The sequence below is a fragment of the Neotabrizicola shimadae genome, from assembly GCF_019623905.1.
Taxonomy (GTDB): Bacteria; Pseudomonadota; Alphaproteobacteria; order Rhodobacterales; family Rhodobacteraceae; genus Neotabrizicola; species Neotabrizicola shimadae.
In genome coordinates this window covers 2,377,546-2,392,984 of the sequence record NZ_CP069370.1, presented here as the reverse complement: position 1 = coordinate 2,392,984, position 15,439 = coordinate 2,377,546, and the positions used below count along the sequence as shown (strand labels likewise).

General features: G+C 64.2%; 14 protein-coding genes. 5 read left to right on the top strand and 9 right to left on the bottom strand.

The window, feature by feature from the left end; genetic code table 11:
* The first annotated feature begins 218 nt into the window (after nt 1-218).
* Nucleotides 219-878 carry a phosphatase PAP2 family protein gene (locus JO391_RS11525; protein ID WP_220660636.1) on the top strand — a complete coding sequence of 220 codons (660 nt, stop codon included), beginning with the start codon at nt 219-221 and terminating at the stop codon, nt 876-878.
* Nucleotides 875-1,225 carry a diacylglycerol kinase gene (locus JO391_RS11520; RefSeq protein ID WP_220660635.1) on the top strand — a complete coding sequence of 117 codons (351 nt, stop codon included), beginning with the start codon at nt 875-877 and terminating at the stop codon, nt 1,223-1,225. Before JO391_RS11525 ends, JO391_RS11520 begins: the two co-directional genes overlap by 4 nt.
* A gap of 7 nt (nt 1,226-1,232) precedes the next feature.
* Here JO391_RS11520 and JO391_RS11515 read toward each other — a convergent pair whose 3' ends face one another.
* From JO391_RS11515 to JO391_RS11505, 3 genes are all read right to left on the bottom strand, one after another.
* Complete coding sequence (locus JO391_RS11515; protein WP_220660634.1) at nt 1,233-4,229, bottom strand: valine--tRNA ligase; 2,997 nt, start codon at nt 4,227-4,229, stop codon at nt 1,233-1,235.
* A gap of 65 nt (nt 4,230-4,294) precedes the next feature.
* A complete protein-coding gene (locus JO391_RS11510; protein ID WP_220660633.1) occupies nt 4,295-4,948 on the bottom strand; it encodes a hypothetical protein in 654 nt (217 codons plus the stop codon).
* A gap of 155 nt (nt 4,949-5,103) precedes the next feature.
* On the bottom strand, nt 5,104-5,547 hold the full coding sequence (locus JO391_RS11505; protein ID WP_220660632.1) for an ABA4-like family protein: 444 nt from the start codon (nt 5,545-5,547) through the stop codon (nt 5,104-5,106).
* Between the two features lie 100 nt (nt 5,548-5,647).
* Here JO391_RS11505 and JO391_RS11500 point away from each other — a divergent pair, with 100 nt between their 5' ends.
* The gene (locus tag JO391_RS11500) at nt 5,648-6,295 is read left to right on the top strand and encodes a TetR/AcrR family transcriptional regulator (RefSeq protein WP_220660631.1); all 648 of its coding nucleotides are present in this window, start codon (nt 5,648-5,650) and stop codon (nt 6,293-6,295) included.
* Here the strand turns inward: JO391_RS11500 and JO391_RS11495 are convergent.
* Complete coding sequence (locus tag JO391_RS11495) at nt 6,292-6,723, bottom strand: Lrp/AsnC family transcriptional regulator (RefSeq protein ID WP_220660630.1); 432 nt, start codon at nt 6,721-6,723, stop codon at nt 6,292-6,294. The genes JO391_RS11500 and JO391_RS11495 overlap by 4 nt on opposite strands.
* Nucleotides 6,724-6,933: 210 nt before the next feature.
* Between JO391_RS11495 and JO391_RS11490 the strand changes: the two genes are divergently transcribed.
* Entirely contained in the window at nt 6,934-8,079 is a 1,146-nt protein-coding gene (locus JO391_RS11490) for a type III PLP-dependent enzyme (protein ID WP_220660629.1), read from the top strand.
* Between the two features lie 99 nt (nt 8,080-8,178).
* Here the strand turns inward: JO391_RS11490 and JO391_RS11485 are convergent, their stop codons facing one another.
* The 4 genes from JO391_RS11485 to gltX all read right to left on the bottom strand — a co-directional run bounded on the left by JO391_RS11485 (nt 8,179) and on the right by gltX (nt 12,529).
* Nucleotides 8,179-8,916, bottom strand: a complete 738-nt coding sequence (locus JO391_RS11485) for an acetyltransferase domain-containing protein (RefSeq protein ID WP_220660628.1) — start codon at nt 8,914-8,916, stop codon at nt 8,179-8,181.
* A 56-nt stretch (nt 8,917-8,972) separates the two neighbouring features.
* The gene (locus JO391_RS11480) at nt 8,973-9,608 is read right to left on the bottom strand and encodes an alternative oxidase (protein WP_220660627.1); all 636 of its coding nucleotides are present in this window, start codon (nt 9,606-9,608) and stop codon (nt 8,973-8,975) included.
* Nucleotides 9,609-9,735: 127 nt separating this feature from the next.
* Complete coding sequence (gene gltA / locus JO391_RS11475) at nt 9,736-11,028, bottom strand: citrate synthase (RefSeq protein ID WP_220664539.1); 1,293 nt, start codon at nt 11,026-11,028, stop codon at nt 9,736-9,738.
* A 97-nt stretch (nt 11,029-11,125) separates the two neighbouring features.
* The gene (gltX, locus tag JO391_RS11470) at nt 11,126-12,529 is read right to left on the bottom strand and encodes a glutamate--tRNA ligase (protein WP_220660626.1); all 1,404 of its coding nucleotides are present in this window, start codon (nt 12,527-12,529) and stop codon (nt 11,126-11,128) included.
* Nucleotides 12,530-12,605: 76 nt separating this feature from the next.
* Between gltX and JO391_RS11465 the strand changes: the two genes are divergently transcribed.
* Nucleotides 12,606-14,738 carry a ComEC/Rec2 family competence protein gene (locus tag JO391_RS11465; protein WP_259444678.1) on the top strand — a complete coding sequence of 711 codons (2,133 nt, stop codon included), beginning with the start codon at nt 12,606-12,608 and terminating at the stop codon, nt 14,736-14,738.
* Here JO391_RS11465 and lexA read toward each other — a convergent pair.
* A complete protein-coding gene (lexA, locus tag JO391_RS11460; RefSeq protein WP_220660625.1) occupies nt 14,732-15,433 on the bottom strand; it encodes a transcriptional repressor LexA in 702 nt (233 codons plus the stop codon). The two genes, JO391_RS11465 and lexA, sit on opposite strands and share 7 nt — an antisense overlap.
* Nucleotides 15,434-15,439: the final 6 nt, after the last annotated feature.

Here is a 15,439-nt window from a genome sequence, read left to right as displayed (position 1 = left end):
GTATGCTCTGAGCTGGAGGAACGACATTGCCCTGGGAGAGAGTGCTTGGCGCCGTCCTCTTTGCGGCTTGCCTTTACCTTGTCGCGCTTCTCCTGTTCCGGCTGATCGTACCGCGTGCGGGTCGATTTGCTGGGGCGTTAAGGTCTGCACACGGCAAGGTTTTCCCCGATCCACCAGGCGATGGCGAGGGTTGGTTTCTTGGACACCTGCGCAGGAGATTGGACCCGCACACGTTTCGGGGCCTGCCGATCACCCTGCTTGTTGCCGCCGCAGTCTATGCCGCGGTCTTGTTCAGCGGACTTACAGAAGACGTGCTGGATTCCGGCGCGCTGGATGATTTCGACGGAGCTATCAGCGCAATTGTCGATCCACTGCGGAGCGAGCCGGAACTCACCTGGTTCCGCTGGATCAGTGCCATCGCCGGTGGGCCGGCCATCCTTGCCGTGCTTCTCGTATCATCCGGCTTTCTGTTGCTCTTGCCAAACCGGACACCGATCCTGGCGCTTTGGGCCGTATTTTCCGGAGCGCAACTCACAACAACCCTGGGCAAGGTGGTGATCGGCCGTCCGCGGCCCGAGCCTATGTACGATGTCGCGGCCTTGGCCGCCTTTCCAAGTGGACATGCCACCGTGGTCATGGCCGTTTACGGGTTCATCGCCTATCTGATCGGGCGCGGCATCGGCGACCCGATGGCGCGCTTTCATGTGGCCTTTGCGGCGCTTCTGCTTGTGGCCCTGGTCGGGCTGAGCCGCATTGTGCTGAATGTGCATTTCGCGTCTGATGTGCTGGGGGGATACCTTGTCGGCATCTTCTGGCTTCTTGTCGGAGTGATCCTGGTCGAGGCCCGTGATCGAACCACCGGCGGAAGCAGGTCATGAAAAACCGCCCCTTTCATCAACGCCTTGCCTTCGCACTTACCGGAATAGCCACGGCCTGGAGGCGGGAACGCAGCCTGCGCGTTCAGTCCGCCGTGGCCGTCGTCGCATTGCTGGCGCTTGTCCTCCTGCGGGCGTCCGCCCTCTGGTGGGCGGTCGTCGTCCTTGCGATCGCCATCGTGATCACCGCTGAACTCTTCAACTCAGCGCTGGAGGCACTGATCGATCACCTTCACCCCGACCAGCATCCGGAGGTTGGCGCCCTCAAGGACATGGCGGCGGCCGCCGTGCTGGTGTCCAGCATCGGCGCCGCGGTCGTGGGTGCGCTTTTCCTCTGGTCGACGTTCTGAAGCGGCCTCAGCCGATTTCGGCCAACCGGGCTAGTGCTGCGGAGATCTTGGCAGATTCGTCCTCGCGGGCTTCCAGGTTTGCGCGAGCCTCGTCCACGACCTCTTCTGGTGCCGATGCTACGAAGCTGGGGTTGTTCAGCCGCCCCTTGAGCCCACCGATTTCCTTCGCCAGCTTTTCCAGAGCCTTGCCGAGACGCGCTTTTTCGGCCGCGATGTCGATGATGCCGTCCAGTGGCAGAGCAAAGGTCGCTCCCTCGACCGGAATGGTGATGGCGCCTTTCGGTGCAGCCGCGGCCTCGGTCAGACTGTCGATCCGGGCAAGGCGCTTGATCAGCGCCTCGTTCCTGTCCCACGCAGCGCGCGCGGTTACATCGATGGACAAGGACAGCATGTCCAGTTTCAGCCCCACCGGAACGTGCATCTGCGTCCGCGCCGACCGGATCTCGTCGATCAGGCCGGTCACCCACCGCATTTCGTCCATCGAAGGGGCATCGACCAGTTCTTCGCCATAGGTCGGCCAGTCGGTATGGACCAGCATCTTGGCGCGGGCGCCGGTGGTGGCCCAGAGATCTTCGGTCAGGAAGGGCATCATCGGGTGCAGAAGGATCATGCACTGGTCCAGGACCCAGGCCATTGTGGCCCGCGTCTCGGCGGCCTGCGGCCCGTCGAAGAGGGGCTTGGCGAATTCGACATACCAGTCGCAGACCTTGCCCCAGACAAACCTGTACAGCGCGTCTGCCGCCTGATCGAAGCGGAACTCGGCCAAGGCCGCATCCACTTCGGCCCGGGTGCGTGCCGTCTCACCGATGATCCAGCGGTTCACTGTCGCCTCGAGCTTCGGCGGTTCGGCCTGCGTGGCATGTCCGTCCCAGACACCGTTCATCTCGGCAAAGCGGCAGGCGTTCCAGAGTTTTGTGCCGAAGTTGCGATAGCCCTGGATACGGGCGGTCGAAAGCTTCAGGTCGCGCCCCATCGCGGCCATCGCGGTCAGCGTGAAGCGCACGGCGTCGGCGCCGAACTCGTCGATCAGGTCAAGCGGGTCCAGCACGTTGCCGAGCGACTTGGACATCTTCTTGCCCTTCTCGTCGCGGACGAGGGCGTGGACATAGACGGTGCGGAACGGCACCTCGCCCACCACGGCAAGCTGCATCATCATCATCCGGGCGACCCAGAAGAAGATGATATCGAAACCGGTCACCAGCACCGATGTCGGGAAGTATCGCTTAAGCTCCGGCGTGGGCTCCGGCCAGCCAAGCGTGCCAATGGGCCAGAGGCCGGAAGAAAACCACGTGTCCAGAACGTCCGGGTCGCGCCAGACCGGGTAAACCAGCTTCGTCGCATCCTGGTCCACCGCATACTCGGCCAGGGCATCGGCCAGAGCCGCCTCCGCAGCGTCGCGGTCTGCGACCTCGACCACGCGGGCGTTGGCCAGAGGATGAGGCAGAATGGCGAGATCATCGCGGAATTTCTCTGCCACTGCCTCGAAACCAGCGGCGCAGCGGATCAGCGGGTCACGTCCTTGAGGCAGGTCAGCCAGGAAACGGGCGAGTTCGACGGCATCCAACGCCCCGTCGCCTTCGTCGTCCATGAACGAAGGCTCAGCCAATGGCAGGCCGTACCAGACCGGAATCTGATGGCCCCACCAAAGCTGTCGGCTGATGCACCAGGGTTCAATGTTCTCAAGCCAGTGGAAATACACGCGCTGGTCGCGTTCCGGAAGGATCACCGTGTCGCCTTTGCGGACGGCCTCCAGCGCGGGGCCCACGATCCTCGAGGTATCGACGAACCACTGGTCGGTCAGCAGGGGCTCGATGGCGACCTTGGATCGGTCGCCATGTGGCACTTGGTGACGTTCTGGAACGATCTGGTCGAGCCAGCCCTCGTTCTCGGCGAGGATCAGGATCTGCTTGCGCGCATCATAACGGTCCAGACCGTGTAGTGCCATGCACTCGGGCGTCGGTTCTGAACCTTCCAGGAAATCGCCGTTCTCGGCCAGGAACATCGCAGCTTGGCTGTCCATGACGTTCACGACGCGCAGGCCGGTCCGCTGTCCGACCTCCCAGTCATTGAAGTCATGCGCCGGCGTGATCTTCACGCAGCCGGTTCCCTTTGTCGGGTCGGCATAGTCATCCGCCACGATGGGAATACGGCGTCCGACCAGCGGAAGGATGATCTCCTTGCCGACAAGCAGGGCATAACGCGAATCGGACGGATTCACGGCCACGCCGGTATCGCCCAGCATGGTCTCGGGCCGGGTGGTTGCGACCACCAGATAGTCACGGGTCTCCCATTCGGTCGGCTTGCCCTCTTCATCGAAGGCCACCGGGTGCTTGTAGGACACGCCATCCGCCAGCTTGTAGCGCAGATGGTGCATGTGGCCGGCAACCTCGACCTGCTCGACCTCCAGATCGGAAATCGCCGTCTCGAAATGCGGGTCCCAGTTCACCAGCCGCTTGCCGCGGTAGATCAGGCCCTTGTCATAGAGATCGACGAAGACCTTGATCACGGCGTCATGGAAGTTGCCGTCTTCACCCTTGGGCGCGCCGGGGGCCCCCGACATTGTGAAGGCCAGCCGTGACCAGTCGCACGAGGCACCAAGCCGCTTCAGCTGGCGGATGATCGTGCCACCAGACTGCGCCTTCCACTCCCAGACCTTCTTAAGGAACTCCTCCCGCCCCATCTCGCGCCGCGACGGCTGCTGGCTGCGCGCCAGTTCGCGTTCAACCACCATCTGCGTGGCGATGCCGGCATGGTCGGTGCCGGGTTGCCACAGCGTGTCGTGGCCGCGCATCCGGTGCCAGCGGATCAGGATGTCCTGCAAGGTGTTGTTGAAGGCGTGACCCATGTGCAGCGAGCCGGTCACGTTGGGAGGCGGGATCATGATGGAGAAGGATTCGGCGCCCGGTTTCGCGTTCGCCCCAGCCCTGAAGGCGTTGGCGGCTTCCCAGGCTGCGGAGATGCGGGCCTCGGCCTCGGCGGGCGAAAAGGTCTTTTCCATCGGCATAGCGGCTTCCCCTTGATCCGCGGCGGTTCTAGCGCGAGCGGGGGGCAAGGGGAAGCGCCTCGGGCTCAAACGAGCGGCAGGCCGGCAAGCGAAGTGGCGAGCGCCCACAGCACCAGAGCGCAAGTGCCGGCGGCTGCGACCAAGACGGCCGGCACCTGCGCCCGCGACGGCAGTGCGAGAGCGGCCAGACCTGCCAAGGGCAAGACATGCATCGCATGGGTGGCCAGGAAATGCGGAGCGCGAAGGTCGCCCACTTCGCGCGACCAGCCGAGAAGCGGCAGCCGGGCGCCAGTGACCGGCGTTCCGACCAGATGGCCGGTCCCCTGAGCGAGGATACCGGCAGCCAGCACGGTCAGGACGAAGGTCAGGACAAGCCCCAGCGCCATCGAGAGGTGAACCGGCTTCGGCAGGCCAGTGGCCGTGTTTCGCCAGATCGCCAAGCCCATGACCAGTGTCATCGAGGTCAGGGTGACGGCCAAGACCCCCATGAGCGGGTAGAGTGCGGCCCAAGCGGGCCCGGAAAGGTTGAAGTGCGATCCGGTTCCAAGTGCGGCTGCCCCGCCGATCCAGAGCAACTCACCCAGGGTACAGGCAATGACCACCGCCTGGTAGATCCGCCACCCGCGGGTCTCCATCATGCGGGTTGGCATCCAGCGGGCGAAGATCGCGAGCGTTGCGAAGTACACGGTGAGGGCAAGGTGGAACTTGAGCGGCTTCACCCAGATGCCTTCTCCCTGGAAACTCCGGGGGTCCAGGGCGGCAGCTGTAAGTAGCGGTATTGCGATCAGCGCAACAAGGAGCGCGAAGGTAGCAAGAGTGGGCGCCGCATCCCATGATCGCAAGGAAGGACGGACCGGAAGGGTCAGGGCGGGGGTCATGGCTGGCCTTTGGGCTGGAGGACGGGGAAGGGGGCACGGGAAGCGCGGAGAATCTGCGTCGCCAGGAACCCGGCCGGACCGAACAGGAAGGTCAGAAGCAACAAGGGGAGGGTCAGGTAATGGGGAACACCCTCGGATCGGGCCGTCCTCGCCACCCAGGCGCCAACGAACAGGTCGAAGGCCAGGTAGTGCGCCCAACCCGCCAGCGCGATCTCGGGTTGCCCGAACAGGGCCATCACATCCGGCAAGGTGGAAAAGCCACCTTCCGCACCCGACCAGAAGGCCAACACGAGGCCCGTGTACAGGGTGGCCAGTGCAAGGGGAATAACTCGCCCGGCCAGAAGCAGGGCGGAATAGGGCGCAAGGGGCGAAAAGCACAGCGCGGCCCAACCCAGCAGGGCCGCACTGTTGGCGAGTGAGAAAAGGGCTTCCGGGGACATCGCACATCCGATCTTGACAGTGTCAGGATTTGATGTGCGAAGAGCATGAATCCGTCAAGTGGAATCTTTACAGCGACAAGATGACGTGCGATGAGACGGCATGAGCAGCTTCGATCCCTGTTCTCCCCGGCCCCCAATTGTTCCTCCGCCAACCGGCGAGCGGCCCTACCACCACGGCGACCTGCGCGCAGCATTGCTGGCAGCGGGAGAGGCCGAACTTGCAGAGCGTGGCATGGAAGCCTTTTCGCTTCGTCAGGTCGCCAGGCGCGCAGGCGTCAGCCATGCCGCGCCGGCACATCACTTCGGCGATGCGCGCGGCCTGCTCACGGCCCTGGCGGCCGAGGGTTTCAGGACCTTCCTTGCCACTCAGGCCGCGCGCGAGGCAAAAGCCCCGGCTGACCCGCGCTCGCAACTCATGGCGGCGGGACTGGGCTACATCGACTTCGCGACGGCACGCCCCGCTCTGTTTCGGCTCATGTTCGGCTCCGACAGGCCCGATCCCTCCAACACCGAGATGCAGGCTGCCGGACGCGCGGCGTATCAGCATCTGGTGGATCAGGTCACGGCGGCCGGTTGCGGTATGCAAGAGGTCGCGGCCGTCTGGTCTTTGGCGCACGGATTTGCTGACCTCATGTCTTCCGGCCGCATGTTCCCGGTGCTTGGCATGGCGCCAGAGGCGCGAGAGGCGATGATTTGCGGGCTGATCGGGCGGCTTCTGGATGGAGCCGCAGGAACACCTTCGCCCTAGACCGCGCGGTCGAAGCGGGTGGACAGGTGGATCAGGCTTTCCGAGCTTCTCACCCCAGATAGAACCCCGATCTCGTCCAGCACGCGGTCCAGTTGCGTGGCGTTCGGAGCGGCCACCTGCAACAGCAGATCAAAGCGGCCCGAGGTGGTGTGGACCCGCTCGACCTCGGGGATGGACTTCAGCCGGGCGAGGATTGCCCCCTGTGACCTGGGCTCGATTGTCACCAGAATTGTCGCGCGCAAGCGGCCTTCGCGGGCCGCTTCGCCAAGCTTGATGGTGTAGCCGGCAATGATGCCGGAGGTTTCCAGCCGCTCGAGCCGGGCCTGTATGGTGGACCGCGCAACCTTCAGTCGCCGCGCCAGTGTGGCCACCGACATGCGGGCATCCGCCCCAAGAAGCCCGACGATGCTGCGATCGAGTTCATCCATACAATATGCCCGACGTTTTCGTCATTATAACGAAGGATCGCCGCATTTCTACACTTTTGATCGGTGAAAATGTGCCCCATATGCGGCATCCTCAGTTGCAGGAAAAGGGCGGCTCATACGCACCTGGCCTGGTTGTCAAAAACCACGCAGGTGCCCGAGCCGACAGGCAACGGGGAGGGCACCGTCTTGTTGGCAGAAAGGATTACGCCGATGGGACTGTCCAAGACGATCTGGACCAACCCGACCGAATACCTGCGCGTCATGCAGCCGGACAATCCCGTGCTGTTCTTCGCGCCCTCGGTCCTGCAGTCTACCGCCCGGCGATTCATCGACGGGTTTCCGGGGCTTGTAACCTATGCGGTGAAGTCCAACCCCGGCGAGGAGGTCATCATAAACCTCGCCGCCGCCGGCGTGCGTGGCTTTGACGTGGCCTCGCCGTTCGAGATCGACCTGATCGGGCGGCTCTGCCCCGATGCGGCGATGCACTACAACAACCCGGTCCGCTCGCGGTCCGAGATCGCGTTCGCAGTGGATCGCGGCGTGAAGTCCTGGTCGGTCGACTCGGCCTCGGAACTGGAAAAACTGATCGAGATGGTGCCAGCCGAGGGCTGCGAAATCTCGGTTCGCTTCAAGCTGCCGGTGCGGGGTGCGGCCTACAACTTCGGCGCCAAGTTCGGGGCGACCGTGGAACTCGCCACGATCCTGCTGAAGCGTGTGGCCGAAGCGGGCTTCATCCCGTCGATCACGTTCCATCCGGGCACGCAATGCACCGACCCGGAAGCCTGGGGCAGCTACATTCGCGCGGCAGCAGTCATTTCCGGCGACGCCGGCGTGCGTATCGCCCGGCTGAACGTGGGCGGCGGCTTCCCGTCGCACCGCAAGTCCGATGAAGCCCCGGCGCTGGAAGCGATCTTTGACTTGATTGACCGTACCGCCACCGAGGCCTTCGGCGCCGAACGCCCCGCACTGGTCTGCGAGCCGGGCCGCGGTCTGTGTGCCGATGCCTTCACCTCGTCGGCCCGCGTCAAATCGGTTCGGGACGGCAACCATGTCTTCCTGACGGATGGCGTGTACGGCCTGTACAACGAGCTGGCGCAGATCGGTATCATCGACCGGATCGAAGTGCTGGACGAACAGGGCAACCGTCGAGCCGGTGCGAAGGCGCCCCGCATCGTCTTTGGCCCGACCTGCGATTCGGTTGACCGGCTGCCCGGCGACGTCATGTTGGCCGAAGATATCGCCGAGGGCGATTTCGTGGCTGTGCAGGGCATCGGGGCCTATTCCATTGTTCTGAACAGCCGGTTCAACGGCTTCCACGAGCTGACGCTGGCCACTGTGCTGTCGCTCAAGCTCTGATCCCGGCTTCCGGGATGACCTTGCGCCCGGCCCACGCGGCCGGGCGTTTTCATTTGGCCTCGAGACGATGAAGCAACAGATGCGCCAAGGTGCTGCAGCCTAGCGCAGCAGCCACGTGCCCGCCCAGACAAGCCCTATCAGAACCGGCTGGTGTACAAGGTAGATCGCCAGGCTGTGCCGTCCCGGCCACGATAGCCGCCGAAGCCAGAGCGTGTCGGGAGGGGCCAAACGCGGCCACAGGTTGAGCCGCTCGGCTATCCGCCCAACCGCGACTCCGCACAGCATCGGCGCCAGCCACGGGAAGATCGGCAGAAAGTCCACCGTCAGCGGCCGCGTCTCGAAAAGGCCGATGAAGGCGAGCGGACCATCAAGCGCGCTGGAACGCCAGAGGTCAGGCAGGAAGTAGGCCACAACTGCCGCCGCCAGTGTGATCCCCGCAGGAAGACGCAAGAACGCAAGGCCGATCAGCGACGACACCGCGATGGAATGAAGGATGCCGTAGAACACGAAATACTGCGGAAAGGCGAAATAGGTTCCCACGGTCACGACCGCCGCCCCCGCAGCGATTCTCGCGAACCGCCGCCAAAAGGCAGGCCAGCGTATGCCCCGCCCGTGCGCCAGCCAAAGGCTGACACCCGCAAGAAAGATGAAGCTGCCGGCGACGGCGCGGGCGAACAGCGCCCAGAACCCGGTGACGGCGGTGCCTTCGGGAAGCCAGCCGAACATCGTCAGGTCGTAGACGAAATGATACATCGCCATGCCCGTCAACGCAGCCGTGCGGGCAAGGTCGATCGCGATCAGGCGCGATCCGGAACTCGGTGGCAAGGGCGCGATCATGTCGCGCCCTTCCTGACGCGGGGCCGCGCCAGACGCAAGCCGCCCCGTCAACTGACTCAGGCCGTTCCCATCGCGATCGCATCGGCCATCTGGTGGTTGCGGTCGCGGTGCCCCGCCTCGTCGGCCCGGATCACCAGCACCACATCACGCAATTTCGCCTCTGCGGGAAGATGCCAGTAATCGCGGGCGATCTGCGGAGCGGGCACATTTTCTGCCCGGCCGGCATCAATCTCGGCCAAGTATTGGGTGTAGCTGACCACCGCTTCTTCCTCCAGATAACCTACCACACGATGCGCCGCCCGCGGTGCGAAGAGGTACAGGAAGAAGTAGAAATTGTAGAAGATCGCCTGGCCCACCATGATGATCAGCCGCTCCAGCCGCGTCGGCTTGGCGATCTGGATGAAGGTCATCAGGTGCATCCGCTCATTCTCGGCTTCGTCCAGAAGCTCGCGGATCCAGCCCTGGTCGTCGCGAATGTGGCGCAGCGCCTTCAGATGCTGCAACAACCCGCCGACCATGCCAGGCACGGCCGCCACGGTCTCCAGAACCACCGCGCGGTGGCCGTAGCGCTTTGCAAAGAAGGCATCCGCGAAGACACGCAGGAACCGCACGAAGCGCAGCGCGAGGCGGTCGGTGAAGTCGCGGGGTTGGTGATGGAGCTGAAGCTCGGCTTCGGCGCGAAGATCCTTCATGGCGTTTCCCCTGTCTGTGTTCGCAAGACACAGATGGGGGCGCCCGGAAGCAGGGGGATGCGGCAGGCCGTCGCCTTCACGGAAACGTCAGTGCGGGGCGGTCGAGGAGACCGCCCCGTGCCACAGGTCAACGATGACGAAGGTCGACGTAATCGCGCTGCGTCGGGCCAATGTACAGCTGACGCGGACGACCGATCTTCTGGTTCTTCTCGGCGATCATTTCCTTCCACTGGCTGATCCAGCCCACGGTGCGGGAAATCGCGAAGATCGGCGTGAACATCGAAGTCGGGAAGCCCATCGCCTCCAGGATGATGCCCGAATAGAAGTCCACATTGGGATAGAGCTTCTTCGAGATGAAGTAGTCGTCCTCCAGCGCGATGCGCTCCAGTTCCTTGGCCACCTGGAGAAGCGGGTTGTTTTCAACCCCCAGAAGGCCCAGTACCTCGTCGGCGCTTTCCTTCATGACCTTCGCGCGCGGATCGAAGTTCTTGTAGACCCGGTGGCCGAAGCCCATCAGGCGGAAGCCGGAGTTCTTGTCCTTGGCCTTGGCGACAAACTCCGGAATGCGGTCGACGGTGCCGATCTCGCGAAGCATTTCAAGGCACGCCTGGTTCGCCCCGCCATGCGCTGGTCCCCACAGACAAGCAATCCCGGCTGCGATGCAGGCGAATGGATTGGCGCCGGACGATCCGGCCAAGCGCACGGTCGACGTCGAGGCGTTCTGTTCGTGGTCTGCATGCAGCAGCATGATCCGATCCATCGCCTTCTCGAGGATCGGATTGACCACATACTCCTCGGCCGGAACCGCGAAGCACATGTTCAGGAAGTTGCCGGCATAGCTCAGCGAGTTCTTCGGGTAAACGAAGGGCTGGCCGATCGAGTACTTGTAGGCCATCGCGGCGATGGTCGGCAGCTTTGCAATCATGCGGATCGACGCGACCTCGCGCTGCCACGGGTCGTTGATATCGGTCGAGTCGTGGTAGAAGGCCGACATCGCGCCGACCACGCCCACCATGGTGGCCATCGGGTGCGCGTCGCGGCGGAAACCACGGAAGAAATAGTGCATCTGCTCATGCACCATCGTGTGTCGGGTCACGCGCGCAGTGAAGTCGGCCAGCTGCGAGGCGGTCGGCAACTCCCCGTAGAGCAGCAGGTAGCAGGTTTCGAGGTGCGTCGAATGCTCGGCCAACTGCTCAATGGGATAACCGCGATACAATAGCTCGCCCTTGTCGCCGTCGATGTAGGTGATCGCGCTCTCGCAGGCGGCCGTCGAGGTGAAGCCAGGATCAAAGGTGAAGACATCCGCCTCGCCATAGAGCTTGCGGATGTCAATCACGTCCGGCCCGACGGTCGGAGAATGGATCGGCAGGTCATAGGACTTGCCGTCCAGGGTCAGCGTCGCGGATTTGGTCTCTGCCATGTCAAACGTCCCCTGTGGCGGCCGTCGGGCGGCAGGCCCGGCGGGCGGCATCATTCCCGCCCCTTGGGAGCGGTCTGGCCAGAGAACGGGCCGGCGATCAGCCGGCCGCAGCTTCCTCCAGCCGCGCGATCGTCTCGTCCCGACCGATGACCAGCATCATGTCGAAAACGCTTGGTGTGGCGGTGCGGCCTGCAAGAGCAGACCGCAAAGGGCTGGCGAGCTTCCCGAATCCGATGCCGTTGGCCGCAGCCTCGTCGTTCAGGATGGCCTCCAATTCCTCTCTCGTCCAGCTAGCATTTCGCAGTCGCGGCGTCAACGATTTCAGTATACCACGGGATACCAAGTCGAGCGCCTTCGACGCGGCCTCGTCCACCGCGACAGGCCGGGAAATCAGTGCGAACCTCGCCTTTTCAATCAGTTCCGGGAAAGTCTTTGCGCGGTCCTTCACGCAGTACATCGCGCGCGACAGGAGGTCGCGCTGCCCATCCGAAAGGCCTGGTTCTCCGGCGGCGGCAAGATAGCCCTCCACTTCATGCAGCAGTGCAGCATCTTCGGTGCGGGCAATGTGCCAGCCACAGGTGCTTTCCAGCTTCTTGAAATCCAGCCGGGCGGGGCTGCGGCCGATGCCTGACAGGTCGAACCATTCCATCGCCTGTTCGGTGGTGAACAACTCGTCATCGCCGTGCGCCCAGCCCAGGCGGGCAAGATAGTTCCGCATCCCCGAGGCCGGGTAGCCCATGGCCTGATACTCGTGCACGCCAGTCGCGCCGTGTCGCTTGGACAGTTTCTTGCCGTCCGGCCCATGGATCAGCGGGATATGCGCCCAGATCGGCACCTCCCAACCCATCGCGTCATAGACCATCTGTTGCCGCGCCGCATTGTTCAGATGGTCGTCACCACGGATGACATGCGTCACGCCCATGTCGTGGTCATCCACCACCACCGCCAGCATGTAGGTCGGTGTCCCATCCGACCGCAGAACGATCATGTCGTCCAGAGTCGCATTCTGAATGACCACACGCCCTTGAACCTGGTCGTCGATCACCGTTTCGCCCTCACGCGGCGCCTTCATGCGGATGGCATAGGGCGCATCAGGCCACGTCGCTGGGTCCGCGTCCCGCCAGGGCGACTGGAACACGGCATAGGTGCCGCGCGCCTCCGCCTCGGCGCGGAAGGCGGCAATTTCTTCCGGCGTGGACCAACAGCGATAGGCGGTGCCGCGCGCCAGCATCTCGTGCGCGACCTCGGCATGGCGATCCTTGCGGGCGAACTGACTGATCACGTCGCCATCCCAGTCCAGCCCAAGCCACGTCAGCCCCTGCAGGATGGCTGCTGTCGCTTCGGGCGTGGACCGCTCGCGGTCGGTATCCTCGATACGCAGCAGGAACTTGCCGCCACGGCCACGTGCATAAAGCCAGTTGAAGAGGGCAGTCCGACCGCCGCCGATGTGCAGATAGCCGGTGGGAGAGGGGGCGAAGCGGGTGACGACCGGCTTGGTCATTGGGGCTTAACCTTTCAGAAACCAACGGCGGGCAGGATCGCCGCAGGTCATAAAGAGGATCAGGGGGGCAGACAAGGTGGGGCGCCTCGGGGCAGCGCTGATCTGGCCGATGGCCCTGCTGGCCGGTGCGCGCGGGTCGCTTTTCCCCTGGGTGCCGGTTGCCATCGGCACAGGGGTCGGCCTTTGGTTCGGCCTGCCTGGAGAGCCTGGCATTCCCGCCTATTCCGTCGCCATCCTTCTGGTCCTGGCCGCTTTTTCCCTGCGCATCGCCGCGCCGGAGATTGTTCATCCGCTCGCCATCGCGGTCGGGTGCCTGGCCTTGGGATTCCTTTTTGCCGGCGCGCGCGCACATCTTCAGGCCGCGCCGGTGCTGGAGCATCGCTACTACGGCCCCCTGACCGGCCGCGTCATCGAGATCGACCGCTCTGCTTCCGACGCCTTGCGCCTCATGCTCGACAATGTGGTGCTGGATGGCATCTCACCGGCTGAAACGCCTGACCGAGTGCGCATCTCGTTGCACGGTGATGACAGCTACATCCCCGATCCTGGCGATGTCGTCATGGCAACCGCCAGTCTCGCCCCGCCCGAAGGCCCTTCCGAACCCGGCGGCTACGATTTTGCCCGCAACGCCTTTTTCCAGCGGCTTGGCGCCGTAGGGTATACCCGTGCTCCGGTCGTGCTGTGGCAAGAGGCCGACGGGGCTGCACAGGCCATCGGGCGGCTGCGACGCAGTCTCTCGGCGTCCATAATGGCGCGGGTGCCGGGAGATTCCGGGGCTTTCGCGGCCGGGGTCATGACGGGCGACCGATCGGGTCTCAGCCTGGAGGCCGTCGAAAGCCTGCGGGATTCCTCGCTGGCACATCTCTTGGCGATATCCGGGATGAACCTCGCGTTCCTGATCGGTTTCGTCTTCACGCTGGTACGCTATGGCCTGGCCCTTGTGCCGCCCCTGGCCCTGCGGGTGAACACCAAGAAACTCGCGGCCCTGATCTCCTTCGGGGTGGCACTGTTCTACCTGCTTCTTTCCGGCTCCAATGTTGCCACCGAGCGTGCCTTCGTCATGATCACCGTGATGCTCGGCGCCGTGCTTTTCGACCGCCGTGCCCTGACCCTTCGTTCAGTTGCGCTGGCAGCCGTGGTTCTGTTGCTGCTTCAGCCAGAAAGCCTGCTCGACCCCGGTTTCCAGATGAGCTTCGCCGCCACGACCGCGCTGATCGCAGGTTTCGGCGCGGTAGAAAGCCACACCCTGGCCCGGCGCCTGCCCCGGCTGACCATGCCCATCCTTACCCTCGTCTTGTCGTCGCTGATCGGCGGCATCGCGACGGCGCCCTATGCGGCCGCGCACTTCAACCGCTTTACCGACTACGGTTTTGTCGCCAACCTGCTGACAGTGCCGGTCATGGGCGCCGTGGTCATGCCGGCCGGTGCAATGGCCGCACTTCTGGCGCCTTTCGGCCTTTCGGCACTGCCTTTGTGGGTAATGCAACTCGGGTGCGAATGGATCCTGTTCGTTGCCGCCCGCGTGTCGGCACTGGAGGGCGCGGTGACCATGATTCCAGCACCTTCCGCGTTCGTCCTGCCAGTCCTTACGCTCGCAGGCATCTGGCAGATCGCCGTTGCGGGCCGCTTGCGCTGGCTTGGCCTTGTTCCGGCGCTGATCGCGCTTGGGCTCTGGGTCGTGACGCCACGACCGGTCCTTCTGGTTGCCGCCAGCGGTTCGCTCGCAGGCCTGGCGGGGCCAGAGGGCAGGGCGCTTTCCTCTGGTGCCGGCGATGGCTTCACGGCAGAGAACTGGCTGCAGAACGATGGGGACATCGCAGATCAGAAACAGGCCGCCGCCCGTGCGGGTTTCTCTGGTGCGAAGGCTGCGCGCGATTTCACGCTCGATGGCATGCAGGGCCGGGTTCTCAGCGGAAAGACTGCTGCGGAGCAGGCTGTGTCTGCTGGGTGCAATGGCGCAGGCCTGCTCATCGTTGCCGGCTGGGTCGAAACGAAGGACCCGGCCTGCCTCATGCTGGATCGCCGTCTGCTCGCGCGCAGCGGCGCGGTGGCCTTCTGGCCAGAAGGGTCTGGCTGGCGACTGCAACCCGCGCGGCGCACAGGCCGCATCTGGGCACCCGGAAAGCCGCTATCCGAAGCAGAGCGCTATCTTCAGCGCCCCGAGCAGCGCGTTGCCGCTACCGGCAATGCGGCAGGCCCCACTCAGTAGGTGCGGATCAACCCCACCAGACGCCCCTGCACCTTCACGAGGTGGTCGGGGAACACCCGAGTCTCAAAGGCCGGGTTCGCTGCTTCCAGCGCGATCATGTTGCCCCGGCGGCGGAACCGCTTCAGTGTGGCCTCGTGATCCTCGACCAGAGCCACCACGATATCTCCATTCTCGGCAGAGGATTGTTCGCGGATCACAACGATGTCGCCATCGTTGATCCCTGCTTCGATCATCGAGTCGCCCTTCACCTCCAGGGCGTAGTGCTGGCCGTTGCGCGACAGCATCGACTGCGGCACCGCCACATGGTGCGACACTTCTGAAATCGCCTCGATCGGCACCCCTGCGGCGATGCGGCCCATCACCGGAAGTTCCATCGCGGCGATCTCCACCGGAATTGCATGAGGCGGCGGGGCGACTGGGCGGTCGCCCTGGATCACCTTGGGCTCGAAGCTGCGCGGCGTGAAGCCCGGCTTCTCCATCGCTTCCGGCAGCTTGACGATCTCGATGGCGCGGGCCCGGTGCGCCAGCCGGCGGATGAAGCCGCGCTCCTCCAGTGCCGTGATCAGCCGGTGGATGCCAGACTTAGAGCGAAGGTCGAGGGCTTCCTTCATCTCGTCAAACGAGGGGGGGACGCCGTCGCGGTCCATCCGCTGGCGGATGAAGTCCAGAAGTTCAAGCTGCTTTCGGGTAAGCATGGTGGC

What these genes read in the sequence shown, in the direction of transcription:
- JO391_RS11515 (WP_220660634.1), bottom strand. Translation starts at nt 4,229, where the DNA reads ATGCCGATGGAAAAGACCTTTTCGCCCGCCGAGGCCGAGGCCCGCATC.
- JO391_RS11490 (WP_220660629.1), top strand. Translation starts at nt 6,934, where the DNA reads ATGGGACTGTCCAAGACGATCTGGACCAACCCGACCGAATACCTGCGC.
- JO391_RS11480 (WP_220660627.1), bottom strand. Translation starts at nt 9,608, where the DNA reads ATGAAGGATCTTCGCGCCGAAGCCGAGCTTCAGCTCCATCACCAACCC.
- gltA (WP_220664539.1), bottom strand. Translation starts at nt 11,028, where the DNA reads ATGGCAGAGACCAAATCCGCGACGCTGACCCTGGACGGCAAGTCCTAT.
- JO391_RS11495 (WP_220660630.1), bottom strand. Translation starts at nt 6,723, where the DNA reads ATGGATGAACTCGATCGCAGCATCGTCGGGCTTCTTGGGGCGGATGCC.
- JO391_RS11505 (WP_220660632.1), bottom strand. Translation starts at nt 5,547, where the DNA reads ATGTCCCCGGAAGCCCTTTTCTCACTCGCCAACAGTGCGGCCCTGCTG.
- JO391_RS11520 (WP_220660635.1), top strand. Translation starts at nt 875, where the DNA reads ATGAAAAACCGCCCCTTTCATCAACGCCTTGCCTTCGCACTTACCGGA.
- gltX (WP_220660626.1), bottom strand. Translation starts at nt 12,529, where the DNA reads ATGACCAAGCCGGTCGTCACCCGCTTCGCCCCCTCTCCCACCGGCTAT.
- JO391_RS11500 (WP_220660631.1), top strand. Translation starts at nt 5,648, where the DNA reads ATGAGCAGCTTCGATCCCTGTTCTCCCCGGCCCCCAATTGTTCCTCCG.
- lexA (WP_220660625.1), bottom strand. Translation starts at nt 15,433, where the DNA reads ATGCTTACCCGAAAGCAGCTTGAACTTCTGGACTTCATCCGCCAGCGG.
- JO391_RS11485 (WP_220660628.1), bottom strand. Translation starts at nt 8,916, where the DNA reads ATGATCGCGCCCTTGCCACCGAGTTCCGGATCGCGCCTGATCGCGATC.